We start from the raw sequence: 19653 nt of genomic DNA, 5'->3' as shown, positions 1-19653 counted from the left end.
TTCATGACGAATTAAAAATCCCTACTTTTTTCTTTGGCTATGAATAAATATTTTCAACGTTATGAAAATCAGACTATTAGAACAGTCGAAAGTAATGTATGATAAGAACAATCTATAAGAGTAAAGGAGCATACACCCATGTTTCATTCCATTAAAACGAAAATGATTCTTCTTGTCCTCGTGCTAGTTGCTGGCGGAGTTTTGACCATGACAGGGATTAGTAGCTGGTTAGTCAAGGAGCGGACAGAGGAAAACCTTACAGAATCGAGTAGTACGCTGCTAACTGAAATGAGTGCTTCTATTGAAGCGGATTTGCAGCAATACAGTAAAGGGTTGGAGTTGCTGACCGATTCTTCGGACTACACGAATGCTTCCGCCACAACAGGCGAGGCAGAAGTTGCGAAAGCACTCCAAAACACATTAGAGACGTACCCTGACGTATCCAGTACATATCTTAGTTTTGCGACCAAAGAAACGATGATTCGTCCTTACGTGGATTTGACAGAATTTGATCCCACTACACGTGAATGGTATCAAAATGCGGTAGCAGAAACAGAACAAGTGCATTGGACCAAACCGTATATTGACGAAGCGACAGGTAATTTCGTCATTAGTGCTTCAAAAGCCGTGATGAACGGCAATGAATTCGTGGGTGTAGCGGGAATTGATATTCAGTTATCGACCATGTCCGAAGGGATCTCCGCGACTGCTATTCCACATGATGGGTATGCATTCATTCTCGATGCTGAAGGAACGGCTATCGCTCACCCTTCACTCGTTGGAGAGAATGTCATGGATCGTGATTATGTAGCTGAAATGTACAAAGAGCCAGCTGGCCACCATACGTTCGAGCAAGAAGGTGTCAAAAAGGTCGATATGTTCACGACCATTCCGAATTTCGACTGGAAACTGGGTGTCATCTATGATCAGAAAAACATGCAGTCACTGGCAACAGGTTTACGCAACGTCATGATGATGGCGGCTGTTGTGACATTGGCCGTACTTGCGATCATCCTATTCATCTTCATCAGCCGAGTATTGAAACCGATTTTCCGTCTACAAGAGACCGTGCAGCAAGTAGCGGACGGTGATTTAACGGTTAGAGCCAACATCCATTCCAGTGATGAAATTGGAGAACTTGGTAAAGGTTTTGATCAGATGCTCGACCAAATGAACGGTTTGATTACGACCGTGACACATTCCGCTTCCAATGTACTGGCAAGCTCACAAAACCTAAGTGCAGTATCCGAAGAAACAAATGCGACGAGTGAAGAAATCGCAAGTGCTTTGGCGGAAATCACTAGAGGGGTTGTCCAGTCTGCGGAAAACGCAGAAACGGTAACTACTCGTGCCGAGTTATTGAATCAGCAAATTCAAGAAGCCAATGATACTGCTAGCGAAATGGCAAGTTTGGCTACAGAAGCTGTAACCTATAACGCTGAAGGCCGTACCCAGATGAGTATTTTAAGCTCTTCATTCAATAACTGGAATCAAGACTTGCAACAAATGGGCGGCATGATCGGATCATTGGAAGACAAAGTGAAAGCAATCAGTTCCGTCATTGACGCCATCACATCGATCTCTTCCCAAACCAATCTGCTCGCGTTAAACGCTAGTATTGAAGCAGCGAGGGCCGGTGAACATGGTAAAGGCTTCGCAGTAGTAGCAAACGAAGTCCGTCAATTAGCAGAACAGTCCGCGAGATCAGCAGAACAAGTACGTTCTACGATTCATGAATTACAGAATGGCACGCAGCATGTCATCGAGCAAATGGACAATACGCGCAATACATTCGAACGCCAAAGCACCGTCGTACAAGACACAGAAGGAATTTTCGAAAGTATTTCTAGTTTTATTGGCGATATGCAATCTCGAATCAATCAAGTTACTAGCGCACTTCAGGAAATGGACGTCCATAAAAACGATGTGTCCGAGCAAATTCAAATTTTATTGTCGACGACAGAACAATCGGCAGCAGCTTGTGAAGAAGTAAGTGCTTCTTCCGATGAACAACTTCACGCAATCGGCTCAGTTGCCGAAGCGGCCGAAGCCTTGACTCAGTTGAGTGAAGACCTAAGTTACGCTGTGGAACGATTTAAAATCTAACAAGATCCGCCTCTCCTTTTTAAAGGATTGGCGGATTTTTTTATAAAAGCCAAGGCACTCTGAGAATCTCTGCATAGAATAAGGGTAGTTCCACATTTGGAGGTGAAATCAATATGGGAGAATCAGTTAAAGGATCTGGGTACGGTGGCGGTTATGATGGTGGCTTCGGCTTTTCAATGATCGTTGTTCTGTTTATCTTATTGATCATTGTCGGTGCAGGATTTATGGGTTACGGTTGCTAATTACTTAAAAAAACTGGAGGTGGAGACATGTTTGGATTTGGTGGATATGGACACGGTGGTGGCGGTTACGGAGGATCCGGTTGTGAGAGTACTGGATCGTACGGCTCATGCGGTTCTTACGGAAACGGATTCGCATTGATTGTTGTACTATTTATCCTACTCATTATTGTAGGCGCCGCTTGCCTATAAGTCTTTAAAAAGAAACCTGTCGATTTTTCGACAGGTTTCTTCATTTTTCTTTATAAAACAATGAACATATAGGAATTTTAGCCGATAACAAGTTAGGTACAATATAGCATCACACATCTAAGAAGGAGCTGAACACGTGTTACGGTCAATAAAAGCAAAGATTATCTTAACCGCTATCATTTTATTCATTCTAGGCATCGCATTAATGACTTGGATGACCAATGAGCAAGCGAAGAAACAGTCCATGGTCAATGCTATGGATTCAAGTAATGCAATCATCGGTGAAATGAGTTTCGGTGTTTTCCACTTTATGGACAAGTATGAAAAAGGCTTGGCATTGTTGGCGACGACCGATGCCATCACAGAATTCACTGGAGAAAAAGGAAAAGAAGTATCTGTTAAAGAAATAGAGGATCGTCTACAAACTTTCTTGTCTATGTATCCAAGTGCAGATGCCGTTTATTATTCATTGACATCCAAATATACTGTCATCAAGCCGGATGATGATTTAACGGATTATGATCCGACGACGCGAAACTGGTATCAATTAGCACAAGAATATCCAGACAATGTGCAATGGACAGAGCCGTATTTGGATGATACAACGAATCAGTTTGTCATTACTGCTTCCAAAGCCATCATGATCGACGGTACGTTTATCGGTGCTCTTGGACTGGATATTGAACTGAGCGCATTAACAGACGAAATAGCAAGCCGCGATATCGGATATAACGGCTATCCTGTGCTACTCGATGATCAAGGACTGGCTATCGTTCACCCTTCTAAAACAGGAACGGATGTAACAAACGAAGCTCAATTCAAAAAAATGTATGACTCCGACAGTGGCGTCATCGAATATACCGATGATCAAGGGATCGACAAGCGCAATATCTATACGACAATTCCCGAGTTTAACTGGAAAGTCGGCGCAATTTATGAAGAGCACGATTTAAGCGCGATGGCACAGTCATTACGTAATTCTATGTTGATCATTGCACTCATTACGTTGATTCTCACATTCGTCGGTCTATTTATTACGATCAGCCGTATGTTGAAGCCACTCGAGACAGTCAAAGGTTTGATGGCCGAAGTATCTGGCGGAGATCTGACAGTACGTTCAGATAATCAAAGTTCAGATGAAATTGGAGAATTAAGCCGAGATTTTAATCACATGGTGCAAAACATGAACGACATTATCACAGTCGTCCACACATCAGCAGACCATGTCCGATCGAATTCCGAAAGCTTAAGTGCCGTATCTGAAGAAACGAGTGCCGCAAGCAATGAAGTCGCAATGGCTGTCGGAGAAATTGCACAAGGTGCCGCGAAATCTGCCGAAGACGCAGAAATCGTTACAGAACGCATCGACCTTCTCGGTCAAGAAATCAATGAAATTCGAGAAAAAGCAGAAGTTATGCTAGATATCGCGACACAAACTGGTATTCAAAACACCAATGGTCAGCGACAAATGCACGCACTGAAGACTTCCTTCACGACTACTGGTAAAACGCTAGAAGAAATGTCCACTGACATTGATTCTCTCGGTGGAAAAGTACAAGCGATCGGTAGTGTCATGGAAACGATCATGAACATTTCCAAACAAACCAATCTCTTAGCACTCAACGCAAGCATTGAAGCAGCTAGAGCTGGCGAACACGGCAAAGGCTTCGCAGTCGTAGCAGAAGAAGTTCGCACACTCGCTGAACAATCCGCCCGTGCCACAGACGATGTCAAAGTAACAATAGAAGAATTACAAAAAGAATCACATATCGTCTCGGAACAAATGCAACAAACAATCAACACATTCCGCGAACAAGGCGTAGTCGTCGGAGATACGGAAAACACATTTGAAGAACTCTCTTCACTGATGGACACAATGCAAGAATCGATCCATACCGTATCAAATGAAATCCAGTTAATTGCCACACATAAAGATGATGTGTCCATAACTGTTGAAACGATGTCCGCCACATCACAAGAAACCGCAGCGGCCTGTGAAGAAGTTAGCGCATCATCAGAAGAACAACTCCGCGCAATCCAATCGGTTACAGAAGCTGCCGAAACATTGACTGAACTAAGCGAGAAGCTATCAGAAGTCATTGCACAATTTAAAATGTAATTTATTTTAGGGAAGACCCTCGTGATGTAGTGACGGGGGTCTTCTTTTTATATTTGTGTGATCGCTCATAGTTGTGGTGTGAGTGCTCTATTGGGTGTGGCATGACATTCGCTCATACTTACCGCGTGAGCGCTCTATCCAACACGTTATCCGATCATACTTACAGCTTGACCGCTCTATCGGACACGATATCCGCTCATATCCACTACCCGAACGCTCTATCCAACATGCTAACCGCTCATTCTTAAAGCACGACCGCCCCTATCAGACGTGGCTATGACATTCGCTCATACTTACCGCGTGACCGCTCTATCCAACGCGTTATCCGATCATACTTACAGCTTGACCGCTCTATCGGACACGATATCCGCTCATACTCTCCGCTCGACTGCTCTATCAAACACAATAACCGCTCATACCCACAAAAAAACCGCCCTACGACCAATTAAAAACAACCAAATTCTATCAACTTCCACCAATCAAACCACTTCGTTTCCCCTAACAAAAGCACCCATTTCCCCTAAGCAAAACGAGAACATGACGATTCGATATCTCCTTCAAAACTTTCTATTATATAGATACCCAGGGAATACAAAGTGTCGTGCACGGCCTGAAGAGGTCGCTTGAATGGAAAACAGGAAGAATGAAAACTTTGAAGAAGTTATGGAACAATATGAACCGATGATCTCAGCTGTCATAAGAAAACTACACATCTATCGTGATTTCGACAACTTCCGCCAAACCGGACGCTTTGCACTTTTCCAAGCATGGACGCGCTTTGACGAAACGAAAGGAAACTTCACTCCGTTCGCCTACCGCTCCATTTATGGTGCTATGCTTGACGACTTGAAAAAAGAAAGCCGGTTTAGCGATGTGAACACATCAGTCGAAACCGAAACGTTAGAAAATCTAGCACAATACGACTTCATGGAAGACCCAAACAATGCACTACACGAAATCATCACCGCGCTCCCACCAAAAGAACGCGAACTACTACTCAAACTATACGTAGAAAACAAAACCCAAGCGGAATGCGCCACCCACTTCAGCATTTCAGTTCCAGGAATCAAAAAACGTCGAGAAAAAATACTGAAAAAACTGAAAGATCAACTCACTGCCAAACAAAGCTTAGAAAACTAAACAAAGGCAAGAGCCGCCCCAATGGGTAGCTCTTGCCTTTGTCTTTATGTATGATTCTATGTTAGATGACGATTTCAGTTGAACGTAAGTGGAAGACAACACCCCACTCTTACCCCTTCCACTTCCGAAACCCACGACGCTGCGCAAAACGCGCGCAAGACGAACAAACCTTGATCTTCTTATCATTTGGCAAATAATATCCCTGATAAACAGACGTCCGTTTCTTACAATATTCACACTTCGGCTTAAAGAAATCAAACAACATACTCTTCCCTCCTGACCGCTCATGAACATAGTTCCCAACCAAACGATTCATAATTATACTGATTATACCACCCCTTTAGACAAAACAGTGAATATTTCACAAATCCATTCGACAGAAAAAGCGCTCCTCCTAAGAGGAACGCTATGTATCACTCTATTTACTCATCCGATATCTCATAATTCCCACGCTTATGATTCTTTCGGATCAAATACGTCTTGTAACTCTTCCTCACGCCAAGCGCCATTTGTGTGAACCTAGCCGTCAGTCCATTCTTCAACATGCATGACCGCTGGTATCTGCTCTGGAACACCGAATAACTGCAGTTCACAGTGAACACATTGCCATCGCGGAATATCACTTTTGTATGTTCTTTATCGAACGGCAAGAACGTGAGGATATGTGACAATGAAAACCACACACATTCATTACTTGAAGGCGATTTACTAGGAAATAAATAGATATCCAATCGCTCATTGACCATCACGGGCGTCATGTGGATACTCCCCATCAACGCCTTGCCACCATCGATCCCACCGCGCAAACTCGTTCCGTAAAATAGCATACTCAAGTCCACTACCTCGGTTGGACTATGTTCCACTTGTACAAAATCACCGTCTTTCAATAACACCGCACATAACTTTCCTTCATCATCATAATACGGATAGACCATACTCGTCCCCGGTGAAATTACTGACTTCGTTTCCTCATTCATGCCCCATTATCCCCCTTTTTTATAGAAACACCTTTCGGTTAGTGGAATAAAGGGGTATACTAACGGTATGTTGGTATACACCAGCTACTAAATCCTCGAGTCTGTCTCCCATGACATGAAGCACTCGGGGATTTTCTCTATCCACTAGGTAACGCATTAATTTCTCACCTCCCTTCAGTTGACGCACAAAAAACAGGCCAATAAACAGAGCTTTAGTTATCGACCTGCATTCATTCATTTTCACATATAGTAAGCGTTTACATAGCGGATTTCATACAAAGTACCTGTCTTAAGGACTAGTATATAGTACTATAATGTTTACGTCTACCTCCATTTCCATTATTCTGATTTTATTGTTGAACTACCATATAATTTGACATATTTTGTATTTTTAATGAGTTGTGTAGAAGCATTGCGTTTAGTATATGATGTGAATTAAAATACATAGCAAGACATTATGCGGTTTAGGTAAGCACTTAGGAGGAAGTCATTATGGTAAAAGATAAAGTATTACTCATCACTGGCGCGGCTCAAGGAATTGGATTCGAAATATCGAAAGCATTCGCAGAAGCTGGATCCATCGTCGTGTTAACGGATGTAAATGAAGAAAAAGTAAAAGAAGCGGCTGTCACGTTAGGTGGCGGCGCAATCGGCCTGAAATGTGATGTCACGAAAGAACAAGACATTCAACAAGCAATCGATGAAACAATCTCCCACTTCGGCAGAATCGATATCCTCATTAACAATGCAGGTTTGCAGCACGTCGCAAAGCTCGAAGACTTCCCTACCGCACGATTTGAACTACTAGTAAAAGTGATGCTCACTGCGCCGTTCATTGCGACAAAGCTCGTCTTGCCGCATATGAAAAAGCAGCAATTCGGCCGGATCTTAAATATGGCGTCGATTAACGGACTTGTTGGATTCGCGGGCAAAGCGGCGTACAACTCGTCGAAGCACGGCGTCATTGGCCTGACGAAAGTGGCTGCGCTCGAAACGGCAGCTGACGGCATTACCGTCAATGCAATTTGCCCCGGCTACGTGGATACGCCACTTGTGCGCAATCAGTTTGAAGACTTAGCGGAAGTTCGCGGCGTGCCGCTCGAATCGGTGCTGGAAGAGATTATCTATCCTTTAGTTCCCCAGAAACGGTTGTTGGATGTAAAGGAAGTGGCAGATCTTGCGCTGTATCTTTCAAGTAATAGTGCGAAAGGGATTACCGGGCAAGCGATTGTGCTCGATGGTGGGTATACGGTGCAGTAAGGTGTATTCCTTGATATGCGTAGGATAGCTGTAGAATCACGCTTTTACCCCGCGCAATCAAAAAAGTTCTCAACCGACAACTCGTCGCGTTGAGAACTTCTTTATTTATAAAACACTAAGCTCTGAATCCTTCATATCACTTATGAACATACAACCTGGAGAATGCGTGATCATAATCGATGGCTTACTCTGCATCGCTACAGCTTGCGGCGTCACGCCACACGCCCAGAATACAGGAATCTCGTCTTCATGAATTGTTACGGCTTCACCAAAGTCTGGTGCCGAAATATCGTTGATTCCAATCAAACTAGGATCACCGAGATGAATCGGTGCCCCATGAACGTCAGGAAAACGCGTCGTAATTTGAATCGCGCGAATCGCGTCTTGCGCCTTCATTGGACGCATACTGACTACGGTCGGCCCTTCAAAAATACCGGCCTTTGTGCAAGCAATATTCGTTTTATACATTGGGACATTGCGCTTCTCCTCGATATGGCGAATAGGAATTCCACCCGCAAGTAACGGCGCTTCAAACGTGAAACTGCAACCGATTAGAAAGCCTACCATATCGTCTTCCCAGTAATCCGTAATATCGTTCACTTCTTCCGCTAAGACACCGTCTCTATAAATACGATAACTCGGTAGTTCACTACGAATGTCTGCACCTTCAGCAATCTTAGCCGGACGATATGAACCCGGCTCTGTGACATCTAATAACGGACAAGACTTCGGATTGCGTTGGCAAAACAGCAGAAAATCAAGCGCATGCTGTTGTTTTAAGATGACCAAATTCGCCTGCGTAAAGCCTGTCGCCATTCCAGACGTCTGCCCCGTAATGACTTGCTCTCGAATGAATTTCCGAACTTCTTGCGCTTTCATAGAACGATATGCTTCCATCTATACAACCCCCTGCCGATCACTTAAAAAGTAATGGAATCTGTTCGATCAACGTGATAACACTTAACACGCCCATGACGACCACAACAATCGCGCCACCGATCGTCAACCAAAGTGGATGCTTGTATTCACCGACAATATTCTTCTTATACGCCGCAATGAGCAACGTACCTAGCGCTAGTGGCAGAATCAATGCGTTCAACGCCCCTACTAATAAAAGAATCGTAACCGGCTTTCCAACGAATGCGAATGTTGCTGTTGATACAATGATGAATAAAATAATAATCCAGTTGTGATACTTTTCGATGAATGGGTGGAACGAGCGGATAAATGAAACCGATGTATACGCTGCGCCGACAACGGACGTAATAGCCGCTACCCACATGATGACACCGAACAACCTCAATCCAAGTTCTCCTGCACCTAGCTGGAACACAGATGCTGGTGGATTGTCTGGATCAATTTGCAATCCTTGTGAAACAATCCCGAGTACAGCTAGGAATAACGCCACGCGGATGATACCCGTAACAACAATACCTGTAACGGAACTTCTCGTGACCAATGGAACAGAATCAATGCCTTTAATTCCTGCATCTAACAAACGGTGTCCACCTGCGAACGTAATATACCCACCGACTGTACCTCCGACTAACGTAACGATCGCGAAGAAGCTAATTTCAGAAGGGTTAAACGTTCTGACGATTGCCTCTCCAACTGGCGGCGACGTTTTGAACGCGACAAACACGACTAAAATAATCATCAATACACCGGCAACGGCAACGACTTTGTCCATCACTTTGCCTGCTTCTTTCACCATGAAAATCAAAATCGCAAACACCGCACTGATGACCGCACCCATGATTGGATCGATTCCAACCATCGCATTCAGCCCTAAACCTGCACCCGCGACGTTTCCAATATTAAACGCAAGACCTCCTGCGACAATGAGGAAGGCGAGGACGAAACCTAGACCTGGCAACACTTTATTGGCAATTTCCTGTCCACGTAAACCAGAAACCGCGATCACTCGCCATATATTCATTTGAGCAAAGACATCTAGAATTAATGAAATTAAAATAACGAAACCGAAACTTGCTGCGAGTTGCTCTGTAAATACCGTGGTCTGTGTTAAGAAACCAGGTCCAACAGACGAAGTTGCCATCAGGAAGGCGGCGCCAAGTAAGACGCCACGGGTTACTTTTTTCTGTTCCTGCTCATGAGTCAGTCCTAACTTCTCATTTTTCATAAAGCATCCTCCCGATCAGCCATAGCCGTCACAGTAATTTCTTCACCGTTCAGCCGGTCTGTAATGTATTTCGCGAACTCCACTGCATGCTCTCCATCTCCGTGAATACAAATAGTGTCGGCCCGTAAAGCAACGTCCGTCCCTTGTTGAGACCGTACTTTTCCTTCTTTGACCATTTGAATCACTTGTTCAGCAGACTGTTCTTGATCGGTAATCATCGCATCGTCTTGCGAACGCGAAGTGAGCATGCCGTTTGATTGATACGTACGATCGGCAAATACTTCATGCGCTGTCTCGAGTCCAATCGCTTCCCCCGCTTTTGATAATTCACTATCTGCAAGAGCGAACAATACAAGCGAAGGTGAAACATCATAGACCGCTTTAGCGATAGCTTCTGCAATCCCTTGATCTCTTGACGCCATCTGATACAACGCGCCATGCGGCTTCACATGCTGCATCGGTTCTTGATGTACAGCAAGGAACGCTTGCAATGCCCCGATTTGGTAGACGACCATGTCATACGCTTCTTGTGGCGTGATATTCATATCTCTACGTCCGAATCCAACTAAATCCGGCAACCCTGGATGCGCTCCAATTCGTACTCCGTTATCGATCGCAAGTTGCACCGTCTCCCGCATTACGGAAGGATCGCCTGCGTGAAATCCACATGCTATATTGGCAGAGGTTACATATTTCAAAATCTCTTTTTGTTCCCCTAATGTATACCGACCAAAGCTTTCTCCTAAATCACTATTCAAATCTACTTTTACCATATCCATAACCCCCATTGTTTTTTTACAACGACCAGCCCATCATAAAACGAGTGAATCGCTAAGTTGCCAACAAGAAGTAAGCGTTTGCATATCGCTTAGTTCCGAAATTCGAAACCAAGGTTTTGAACTTGAAACTTAGTCTATCATAAAAATCTTTTGTTGAATAGACCATTGTCGAAATATGGTGAGTATTTTTACTAACTGAATAATAAGCTTGTATTTTCTCTTTAGAAATCTATAATAGAACTACGATTCGTTTTTCAGAATAACGGTTTCGAATTTCGGAATTTGAAGGAGATGTTACGATGAGTGAACAGAAATCTCTCGATATAAAAGTACTTGGCGATTCTGCCATCATTATAAAACTAGGAGAAGGCATCCATCCTTCCATCCACCAGCAAGTGAAAAATCTATCCTATCTCTTGGATGAATACCCATTTGACGGATTCATCGAGTCGGTTCCTGCCTATAATAGCTTGGCGGTCTACTACTCTCCGTATCTCGTCCATCAATCAAAAAACGGCTTTCAAATTGCCGGCACGCCTATTGAAAAAGTAACCGATTATATTAATACGCTAGCTATCCAAATATCTGAACTTCCTATTACCAAAGGAAGGTTAGTAGAAATTCCTGTTCTCTATGGTGGAGAATTCGGTCCCGATCTGCACATTGTGGCGGAAACGCATGGCATGTCTATTGAAGAAGTCATTGAAATTCATTCGACACCTGAATATCTCGTCTATATGATCGGCTTCGCACCAGGGTTTCCGTTTCTCGGTGGCCTCGACGAACGCATTGCGACACCGAGAAAATTAACGCCACGGACATCCATTCCTCCTGGCTCGGTCGGAATCGCAGGTAAACAAACCGGTGTCTATCCACTTGAAACACCAGGCGGCTGGCAAATTATCGGACGCACACCGACGGATCTATTCGTACCGGATATGTCTCCCCCGTCTTTATTGCAATCTGGAGATAAAATTAAGTTTTGTCCGATGACACAAGAACAGTATGATGAGCAAAAGAAGGTGACGACATGTCAGTAAACGTATTGAACGCAGGGCTCTTGACTACGATTCAAGATATCGGTCGGACCGGTTCACAAAAATTCGGTGTTCTTGTAAGCGGTGCCATGGATAGCTATTCGATGCGCATTGCGAACTTGCTTGTCGGCAATGATGAACGTGAAGGCGTTCTAGAAATCACGCTATTTGGAACGAAGCTGCAGTTTGAAGAAGATACGTTGATCGCGATTACTGGCGGGGATCTTCAAACGACGGTTGATGGAATCCCTGTTGCCAACTGGCGGCCACTTATCGTCAGAAAAGGCTCGATACTGAAATTTGGCTTTGCGATTGAAGGATGTCGAGCGTATTTGGCTATTGCCGGTGGGATTGATATACCCGTCGTGATGGAAAGTAAAAGTACGTATATGGTGGCGCGAATTGGCGGTTTTAAAGGAAGAGCACTGCAGCAAAACGATCAGCTTTCATTCGGACCATTAACGGAATCAAACGACAAAGTCTTTACGTTGATTGAACGTGAAGGCACACCTGACTGGGCTGTACCGCATCATCCGTTAATTAGTTTGGAATCTACACAAACGATTCGATTCATTGAAGGCACAGAATATAAGCACTTTGACGATACGAGCAAACAACGACTTGTGCGCGAGCCGTATGTCGTCACGCCGCAATCAAACCGAATGGGCTTACGACTCGAAGGACAGGCGCTTTCGTTAACGGAGAAACTGGAAATGCTATCGGAAGGTGTGACGTTCGGAACAATTCAACTCCCTCCTAACGGCAAGCCGATTATTTTAATGGCGGACAGACAAACGGCTGGCGGCTATCCTAAAATCGGACAAGTGATCACTGCTGACTTAGGTAGTCTGTCGCAAGTAAAACCGAACGCGACACTCTATTTCAAACTCATCACACATGCAGAAGCTGAGCGTGAACTGATCGCAAAAGAAGAGCTAATTAACCAGTTTAAAATTGGTATCCAACATAATCTTCGCTACTAAAACAAAAACCTTTGTGTTTCAGATGAACTGAATCACAAAGGTTTCTTTCATCCTGTATACCCAAGCTGCCGAGAAATTTCCGAGGCAGCTTCTTTCACTTTCGGAACGAGTATTTTCAAATGCTCTTCTTGATAATTTGCTTCAATACCTGCGATACTAATGCCCGCAATTACATCTCCACTAAAATCAAAAATCGGCGCCGCCACAGAAGACGTGAAATTTTCAAGCTCTGAATTACTGAGCGCATAGCCCTTCTGCCGCGTCTCTTGAATAGACGCAAGCAACGACTCTCGATCCGTGAACGTACCGCTACCAAACTGCTGTAATTCGGTCTTATCCAAATACTCGGCGATATAGCTATCCGATAGATAGGACAAAATAATCCGCGAACAAGCCCCCGCATACAACGGACTGCTTCGTCCAATCGCCGTATACAAACGAACTTTCTGGAACGTATCGATTTTCTCCACATAAATCGCCTGATCCCCTTGCCGGACAATCAAATTAATCGCTTCCTTCACATCTTGGTGAAGCTCTTCCATAATGGGATAGGCGATTTTACGAATGTCCAAACGTTTCGATACAAGACTACCGTATTTCAATAGCAATAATCCGAGACGATACTGTGAATCCGCACCCTTCTCGAGAAACTTCATTTCTTCGAGTGAAGATAGCATGCGGTAGACCGAGGATTTCGGGATACCGGATAGGTCGATGATTTCTTGGAATGTTAGAGCTGGGTGATCGACGAATAAATTTAGGATGTCCAGAGAGCGGACGACTGTTTTATTGTTTGTGCTCATGTGGGCTCCTTTCTGATTGATAGGCTGAATCAATTTTATATTTTGGATAAACACACGATATGGTTGATTATAACATTGAAGTAGTTGGAAGCACATACCATTTAGTTATCATAAAATGAACGCTTTCCAATCAATCAAGCGGCCATGTCTTCATAACCGCCCGCGCCACATGACTACCACTCAATGCTGAAGACAGCGTCCCTGGCCCCGGAAACGATTGCTCTCCTGCAATATATAATTGTGGCAAAGAAGAACGCACACTTTTTGGCTTCCAAATCGCATTCTTCACCGTCAAAGGAAAACCGCCTACTTCTGATTTACCGATATACTTTTTATACGTCTCAGGAGAACCCGCTTCCGAATACAGTACATAGTCTTCAACAGGAAGAACTTTTTGGATTTCAGCCAACATCGCTTGCGCTACGACTTCCTTCTTTTCTTTATATTCTTCTTTTGATAACTGCTCCCACAGCGCCGCATCTGTATGAATCGAACAGGTCATCATGATCTCGTCTTCCATGCGTTCATTGCGGCGATTATAAGCAGGCTGAAACGTTACATATACTGGGCCGTGGCCGTCTGAATGAAGCACTGTCCGTTCTTTATCCGGCACGATTTGAATGGCAAAAGGTAACGGTCTGCCGTCGAGCTCTTGCTGCCAGAATGTATTCGAAAGAAGCGCATCGATTCGGAAAGCCCCCCACGCAAACTCCTTTGATTCGGAATGACTCGTACGCGGTCCGAAAGAAACACCTGCATTGTTGACCACCACGTCATAAGCTTCAGTCTTCTTTCTACTCGTCACATGCCACTTTTTCTCTTGATATAGCAACTCTGTAACAGGTGAAGCTGTAATCACTTCTCCGCCAAGCTCTACAATTTTCTCCGCCAGAAGTTCACTCCACTGGCTCATTCCTTTTTCCACATAAAAGCTGCCTCTTCTGTAAATCGTCAACGCCAGACTCGACGGCAATAAAGCCGCTTCCGTACAGTTAGTTTGTGCCGCGTCAAGCAACTGCGCATCGATAAACTGTCGCAGCGGTTCATAACGATCAAGTTTATATGTACGCAGTAAATCTTCCACTGTCCGCGTAGCATGGCGAGCTAGACGCAACATACTTCCCGGGTGCGTAACCGCATGGCTCGGCAACTTCCCTAGATCATATACGCGCTGGATCGGCAACGACACGCCGGTAGCCGTCACTCCATATACCGCGTCACTGATTTGCTCTAATTTGTTCCAAAAGGCGATGACGTCACGCTGTCTTTCAGGAAAAACACGTATCAGCTCTTCTTCCCAAGCCTTTTTATCGCGATACAATGAAATTTGTCGGTCTTCCATCACCACATCCATCGGGTGATCGAGCAAAACAAACGGAACGTTCAAGTCAAGTTCAGTAAACAGCGTGTCTAGTAACCCCTGCTCTTCCAATCCGAAAGCAATCGTCGCACCAGCAGGAAATATACGTTTATTTCGCACATAAGAACCTGCTGACCCACCCACTCTCGTCGCTTTTTCAAGAACGGTCACTTGATAGCCTTCTTTAGCCAACAGAGCACCAGCCAGTAAGCCGCCAATACCGGCACCGATGACACATACAGTTTTGCTCATGGAAATCACCTTCTCCCTATATCTTACAAATCCACTAGATGGACTTCATTATTTGGTAAATGTTACGGATGATTATATCATACGCCCTACGAATCACTCATTCACGTACCTCCCACTGTCACTAGTAGACAATTCCCCTGTAGTCTATTCCCCCATGGTATACTAGTACTTATTGTTTTTAAAAAAGGAGTTCTTTTATATGCCATACGATGTACTATTATTCGATCTAGACGATACATTATTCGATTTTGAAGAAACAGAAAAACACGCACTTGGCAATACATTTAACACGTTCGGACTACCAAACGGCCTAGAAGCGTACCGCGATACATACCGCGCGATCAGCTCCGTCATCTGGGATGATCTCGAACAAGGACGCATCACAATTGAAGAATTAAAAGTAGAACGATTCCGTCGGTTATTTGCACATCACGAACTACAACTAGACGCAGCACACTTCGGAGAACTATACATCGAAAACCTAGGCCATGAATCACATTTGATCGACGGCGTAGAAGAGATGATGTCAAAGCTAACTGATTACCGATTGGCGATCTTAACGAACGGTTTTACCATCGCCCAACATGCTCGCATAGCCGGCTCGCCTTTACGCAATACATTCGAAGCGATCATCGCTTCAGAAGAGACAGGCTACAAAAAGCCACAACCCGAGATTTTTGACTATACGTTTAAGAAACTAGGCATCACCGATCCATCCCGTGTACTCATGATCGGCGACTCTTTAACTTCCGACATTCAAGGCGGAATCAACGCTGGCATCGATACATGCTGGTTCAATCCAGATCGGCGCGAAAACCATACAGCAATTCAGCCAAGCTATGAAATTCATTCATGGGCAGAATTCAGCGCGGGCCGTTCGACTGTAAAGAACAACTAATCTAAAACAAGTAACCCCTCCAATACATTTCGTTGGAGGGGTTACGCATATACTTATTCGGCTACTAATGAATGGCTCAAGAAACTAGTACTTTCTATCGCCCGCCGCCCTAATAAACTTCTCAAACAACTTCAACGACAAACGATCTTCCCGCTTCACCATCGCTTCAGGGTGCCACTGAACCCCTACGACAAAACGATGTGCAGTACTCTCAAAAGCTTCAATGACACCATCCTTCGCAACCGCCGTTACGACAAGTGGTGCATGTACTTCCTTCACCGCCTGATGATGCAGCGAATTCACGCGGACTTCCGAAGTGCCTGCCCACTCCGCCAACTTACTATCGCCCACAATATCAATCGAATGAAACGCAAAGTCTAAATCCGTCAGCTGATGATGCTGCAATAAATCCTCTGATAACTGCGCATACATATCTTGATAAATCGTTCCACCGAACGCCACATTGATCAACTGATACCCTCGGCAAATCCCAAACACTGGCTTGTCTTGATCCGCCATCGTTTTAATTAACGCCAGCTCCGACTCATCCCGCTCAGGCAACACTTTCCCAAGCTGCCGATGTGGTTCTTCACCATACAAATAAGGATCCACATCTTCCCCTCCGATTAGCAACACACCATCCAATCGATCGCACACTTCTTCAATTGCTTCTAGTCCTACCGGCAAAATGACCGGTACGCCACCCGCTTGTCGAACCGCTTGTATGTATCGAGTCTGAACTAGCGTATCTCCGTTTTGGTCTATATCTGACGTTACACCGATTAATGGTTTCATGTCGTGCACTCTCCCTTTTACATTCCTGCAAGTAATGATATATTCTATACCCGAATTGGTGGGAAGTTATTCAGGGATGGTTGCATTGTTAAAAAGTTAATAGAAAACCCAGATTTCCATTCTTGTATCGAATGGAAGATCTGGGCTGAATAAGGTATTGCTCTATACATTTTATGAGAATCAAACTTTCAATTCCCGTACACACGATAATACTGCTCTAAGCCTTCAATCAGGCGCTCCGTCCGCTTCGCTGTATATTGCTCAAACGAAGGATCTTCTATTTCTTTAACGAGCGACCATAATGACCAAAGGAAGTCTGACTTCAACTTTTGTAGATCAAGCGACTGTTTCGAAGTAGCTGGCAAACCGTAAAAGTCGAGTAACTCTTGCTCCTGCTGCTCATTTAACTCACGTTCCAAAATAAACGCCGCCAAATCCCATTCCGGCAAATAATTCGCACTGTACTCCCAGTCGATCAACAGCAACTGCCCCGCATCATTCTGAATAAAATTAGCCGTCACCGAATCCATATGACACGGCACATACGCCTGCCGCTCCCCTTCCATCAACTTCCGCAGCCGCTCTTCCAATAACACATAGAGCGAAGGGATTTCAGTCAACGCAACTTTATACTTCTCCACCTCGCCCCAATAATCAAAACGATTCGGAAACTCCCTCTTCGACGAATGAAGCGTTGCCAACACACCTGCAATCTTCTCCAAATACTCCTCCGTCACAATCAGATCCCGCGTTAAAGTAGCCGTCGTATCATAATAAGGAGTCATTTTAATCCCTTCCTCGGTAAACACCACATTGCCAACCGTCACCCCAATTTCAGCCGCAATACGCTGGTTTTCTTTTTCATGGTGGCGGTTGATGATGTCTTCGAACTCGTGAGCCGGGAAACGTAAGACGTATTTTTGCCCTGTGTGTTCGACGAGGAAGTTTAGGTTGGTTAGACCGCCTAGTCTTTTGATGTATTTTAGATTTTCGATTAGATACATTTTTTGCACCTCTGTTTTTCATACTATGGTATGCACTGTCCTCCAAGTAGATTTGCGATTTTAACATACTTATTAAGTATTCGGAAAATTAATCGGAAAATCCACCAATTCAGATCGGTAGTTTAACCGAATATATCTTTTCTGTTCGCTCTATATATCAAATATCCACTTACGAATAAGACACGCCTATTACATTATTATCTTTCAAGAATTCATTTAAATCAATAGTAATACTAGATTTACGGTAGTCCTATTGAAAATTGGATCGGCAAAATCTATTCACATAGTCTTGGAGTATCATCGCACCTTGTGTGGATTCGCTTTGCATGTCCTCTCTCACTTGTCATATAGAGCTTTTTTCTGAAAAGGATACACACTGTACTCATTATTTTTGAAATCGATATAATTTCTAATTTTTTCACTCACGTATTGTATAAAGAAATGTGCGACGTCGAGATTCTTCTCGACACTATTATTATTTATTAAGATTCTTTAAGTTCTTTGGTTATTGGCCTGGCAGGTTTAGGCAAGTGCACTTGATCAATATCGTCAGGTACACTTGTCGATTTTAGGCAGATCACCTGTGACTATTGGGCAGTGCTTTTTTGATTGCCTGTGTATTATATAACTCCAAAATAATTTTGAATAGTATCTGAATCGTTTGATGTACAGGTAGGCTACACTTTGACACATAATTCTTGTCGATCTCATAACCTGCAACCACTTTTATGTAACAACTGTTACATAAAAGTAGTTGGTTTAAATAACCCCTAATTGGATGGTCTTCGAAAATGTTATACGTGATATCATTGTAACGTATACAACAAAGGAATTTGTTTTTTAAAAGGAGGACTTCATCAACTTGGGCCTTATCGTAGCCATGATTCTCGTTATTATTGTTTTGGTTGTAGGACTGATTTTGACCATATCCATTGCTAATTCCAGTACGGATTCTAAGAATAAAAAGTACAGTAGCAAAAAATCTTTTTCCAATTTGCTGTGGATTTATGTTTTATCAGTACCAGTGATTATTATATTGACTCTTATAGCTATATTTATATTTTACTAACACTGGGAGACGGTTTTGGACTATTGAAGAAGCATATGTTTTTGATTTTTGCGCTCCTGTGCATCACACAAATTGGAAACGACTCTGAATAGTGTCGAAGTTGTGTGATACACAGATGCGTATATAATATTCTTAAGTTCTTTGGTTATTTGCCTGGCGGGGTTAGGCAGGTGCACTTGCCCAATGTCGGCAGGTACACCTGTCGTCTTTAGGCAGACCACCTTCAACTTCTAGGCAGTGCCTCGTCTCATATTGGATAGACTAATTCTCATTTATTTGAGCAGAGATTTCTGATATATCACGAAGAGTGATTTGATTATGAAAAAATAATCTTGAGATTCTACCCACCAGTATTTTAAAGATTTCCGAATCAGCTCTATTATAATTATTTTTATAAAAAATGTTATTGAATTTCAACATAAACAATTTATAAGAAAATAAGATATCAGCATCCATTAATCTCTGTACTTTTAGGTATAAATTCGCGACCAACTGAA

The 19653-nt window shown here is 43.6% G+C and carries 16 protein-coding genes and 1 pseudogene; 9 read left to right on the top strand and 8 right to left on the bottom strand.

From position 1 onward, the window contains the following. The first annotated feature begins 138 nt into the window (after positions 1-138). The 5 genes and pseudogenes from CSV64_RS10345 to CSV64_RS10325 all read left to right on the top strand — a co-directional run bounded on the left by CSV64_RS10345 (position 139) and on the right by CSV64_RS10325 (position 5796). Entirely contained in the window at positions 139-2106 is a 1968-nt protein-coding gene (locus CSV64_RS10345) for a methyl-accepting chemotaxis protein (RefSeq protein ID WP_099634890.1), read from the top strand. 113 nt (positions 2107-2219) lie between these two features. Beyond that, complete coding sequence (locus CSV64_RS10340) at positions 2220-2348, top strand: YjcZ family sporulation protein (RefSeq protein ID WP_083035222.1); 129 nt, start codon at positions 2220-2222, stop codon at positions 2346-2348. 111 nt (positions 2349-2459) lie between these two features. Next, positions 2460-2537 (top strand): annotated as a pseudogene (locus tag CSV64_RS16865) (YjcZ family sporulation protein); the annotation flags it as partial. 136 nt (positions 2538-2673) lie between these two features. After that, positions 2674-4656, top strand: coding sequence for a methyl-accepting chemotaxis protein (locus tag CSV64_RS10330; protein WP_099634888.1), 1983 nt, complete (start codon positions 2674-2676; stop codon positions 4654-4656). Between the two features lie 627 nt (positions 4657-5283). Further along, complete coding sequence (locus tag CSV64_RS10325; RefSeq protein WP_099634887.1) at positions 5284-5796, top strand: sigma-70 family RNA polymerase sigma factor; 513 nt, start codon at positions 5284-5286, stop codon at positions 5794-5796. Positions 5797-6218: 422 nt separating this feature from the next. On the opposite strand, the gene CSV64_RS10320 is transcribed toward CSV64_RS10325, so the two are convergent. Continuing rightward, positions 6219-6773 carry a competence protein ComK gene (locus CSV64_RS10320; protein WP_099634886.1) on the bottom strand — a complete coding sequence of 185 codons (555 nt, stop codon included), beginning with the start codon at positions 6771-6773 and terminating at the stop codon, positions 6219-6221. Between the two features lie 492 nt (positions 6774-7265). Here CSV64_RS10320 and CSV64_RS10315 point away from each other — a divergent pair, with 492 nt between their 5' ends. Beyond that, entirely contained in the window at positions 7266-8033 is a 768-nt protein-coding gene (locus tag CSV64_RS10315) for a 3-hydroxybutyrate dehydrogenase (RefSeq protein WP_099634885.1), read from the top strand. Between the two features lie 105 nt (positions 8034-8138). Here the strand turns inward: CSV64_RS10315 and CSV64_RS10310 are convergent, their stop codons facing one another. The 3 genes from CSV64_RS10310 to CSV64_RS10300 are packed head-to-tail and all read right to left on the bottom strand — an operon-like array spanning position 8139 to position 10949. Beyond that, positions 8139-8930: a putative hydro-lyase gene (locus tag CSV64_RS10310; protein WP_099634884.1), complete on the bottom strand. Its 792-nt coding sequence runs from the start codon at positions 8928-8930 to the stop codon at positions 8139-8141. Positions 8931-8949: 19 nt separating this feature from the next. Next, on the bottom strand, positions 8950-10176 hold the full coding sequence (locus tag CSV64_RS10305; protein ID WP_099634883.1) for an NRAMP family divalent metal transporter: 1227 nt from the start codon (positions 10174-10176) through the stop codon (positions 8950-8952). Next, complete coding sequence (locus tag CSV64_RS10300; RefSeq protein WP_099634882.1) at positions 10173-10949, bottom strand: LamB/YcsF family protein; 777 nt, start codon at positions 10947-10949, stop codon at positions 10173-10175. Before CSV64_RS10300 ends, CSV64_RS10305 begins: the two co-directional genes overlap by 4 nt. 305 nt (positions 10950-11254) lie before the next feature. Here CSV64_RS10300 and pxpB point away from each other — a divergent pair, with 305 nt between their 5' ends. Beyond that, complete coding sequence (gene pxpB / locus CSV64_RS10295; RefSeq protein WP_099634881.1) at positions 11255-11995, top strand: 5-oxoprolinase subunit PxpB; 741 nt, start codon at positions 11255-11257, stop codon at positions 11993-11995. Then, a complete protein-coding gene (locus CSV64_RS10290) occupies positions 11986-12975 on the top strand; it encodes a 5-oxoprolinase subunit C family protein (RefSeq protein WP_099634880.1) in 990 nt (329 codons plus the stop codon). The genes pxpB and CSV64_RS10290 overlap by 10 nt, the downstream gene beginning before the upstream one ends. A 47-nt stretch (positions 12976-13022) precedes the next feature. Here CSV64_RS10290 and CSV64_RS10285 read toward each other — a convergent pair whose 3' ends face one another. Both CSV64_RS10285 and CSV64_RS10280 read right to left on the bottom strand, forming a co-directional pair. Then, positions 13023-13778 (bottom strand): IclR family transcriptional regulator, encoded by a 756-nt coding sequence (locus CSV64_RS10285; RefSeq protein ID WP_099634879.1) that lies wholly within the window; start codon positions 13776-13778, stop codon positions 13023-13025. Positions 13779-13908: 130 nt separating this feature from the next. Continuing rightward, the gene (locus CSV64_RS10280) at positions 13909-15390 is read right to left on the bottom strand and encodes a phytoene desaturase family protein (protein WP_099634878.1); all 1482 of its coding nucleotides are present in this window, start codon (positions 15388-15390) and stop codon (positions 13909-13911) included. Positions 15391-15589: 199 nt separating this feature from the next. Between CSV64_RS10280 and CSV64_RS10275 the strand changes: the two genes are divergently transcribed. Beyond that, complete coding sequence (locus CSV64_RS10275) at positions 15590-16288, top strand: YjjG family noncanonical pyrimidine nucleotidase (RefSeq protein ID WP_099634877.1); 699 nt, start codon at positions 15590-15592, stop codon at positions 16286-16288. A gap of 84 nt (positions 16289-16372) precedes the next feature. Here CSV64_RS10275 and CSV64_RS10270 read toward each other — a convergent pair whose 3' ends face one another. Both CSV64_RS10270 and CSV64_RS10265 read right to left on the bottom strand, forming a co-directional pair. Next, on the bottom strand, positions 16373-17083 hold the full coding sequence (locus CSV64_RS10270) for a gamma-glutamyl-gamma-aminobutyrate hydrolase family protein (protein WP_099634876.1): 711 nt from the start codon (positions 17081-17083) through the stop codon (positions 16373-16375). Positions 17084-17271: 188 nt separating this feature from the next. Beyond that, the gene (locus CSV64_RS10265; protein ID WP_099634875.1) at positions 17272-18087 is read right to left on the bottom strand and encodes a choline/ethanolamine kinase family protein; all 816 of its coding nucleotides are present in this window, start codon (positions 18085-18087) and stop codon (positions 17272-17274) included. Positions 18088-19653 lie beyond the last annotated feature (1566 nt).

This window comes from Sporosarcina sp. P32b (genome assembly GCF_002743335.1).
GTDB lineage: Bacteria > Bacillota > Bacilli > Bacillales_A > Planococcaceae > Sporosarcina.
The sequence above is the reverse complement of the archived record's forward strand: the minus strand, read 5'-3'. Positions and strand labels throughout refer to the sequence as shown.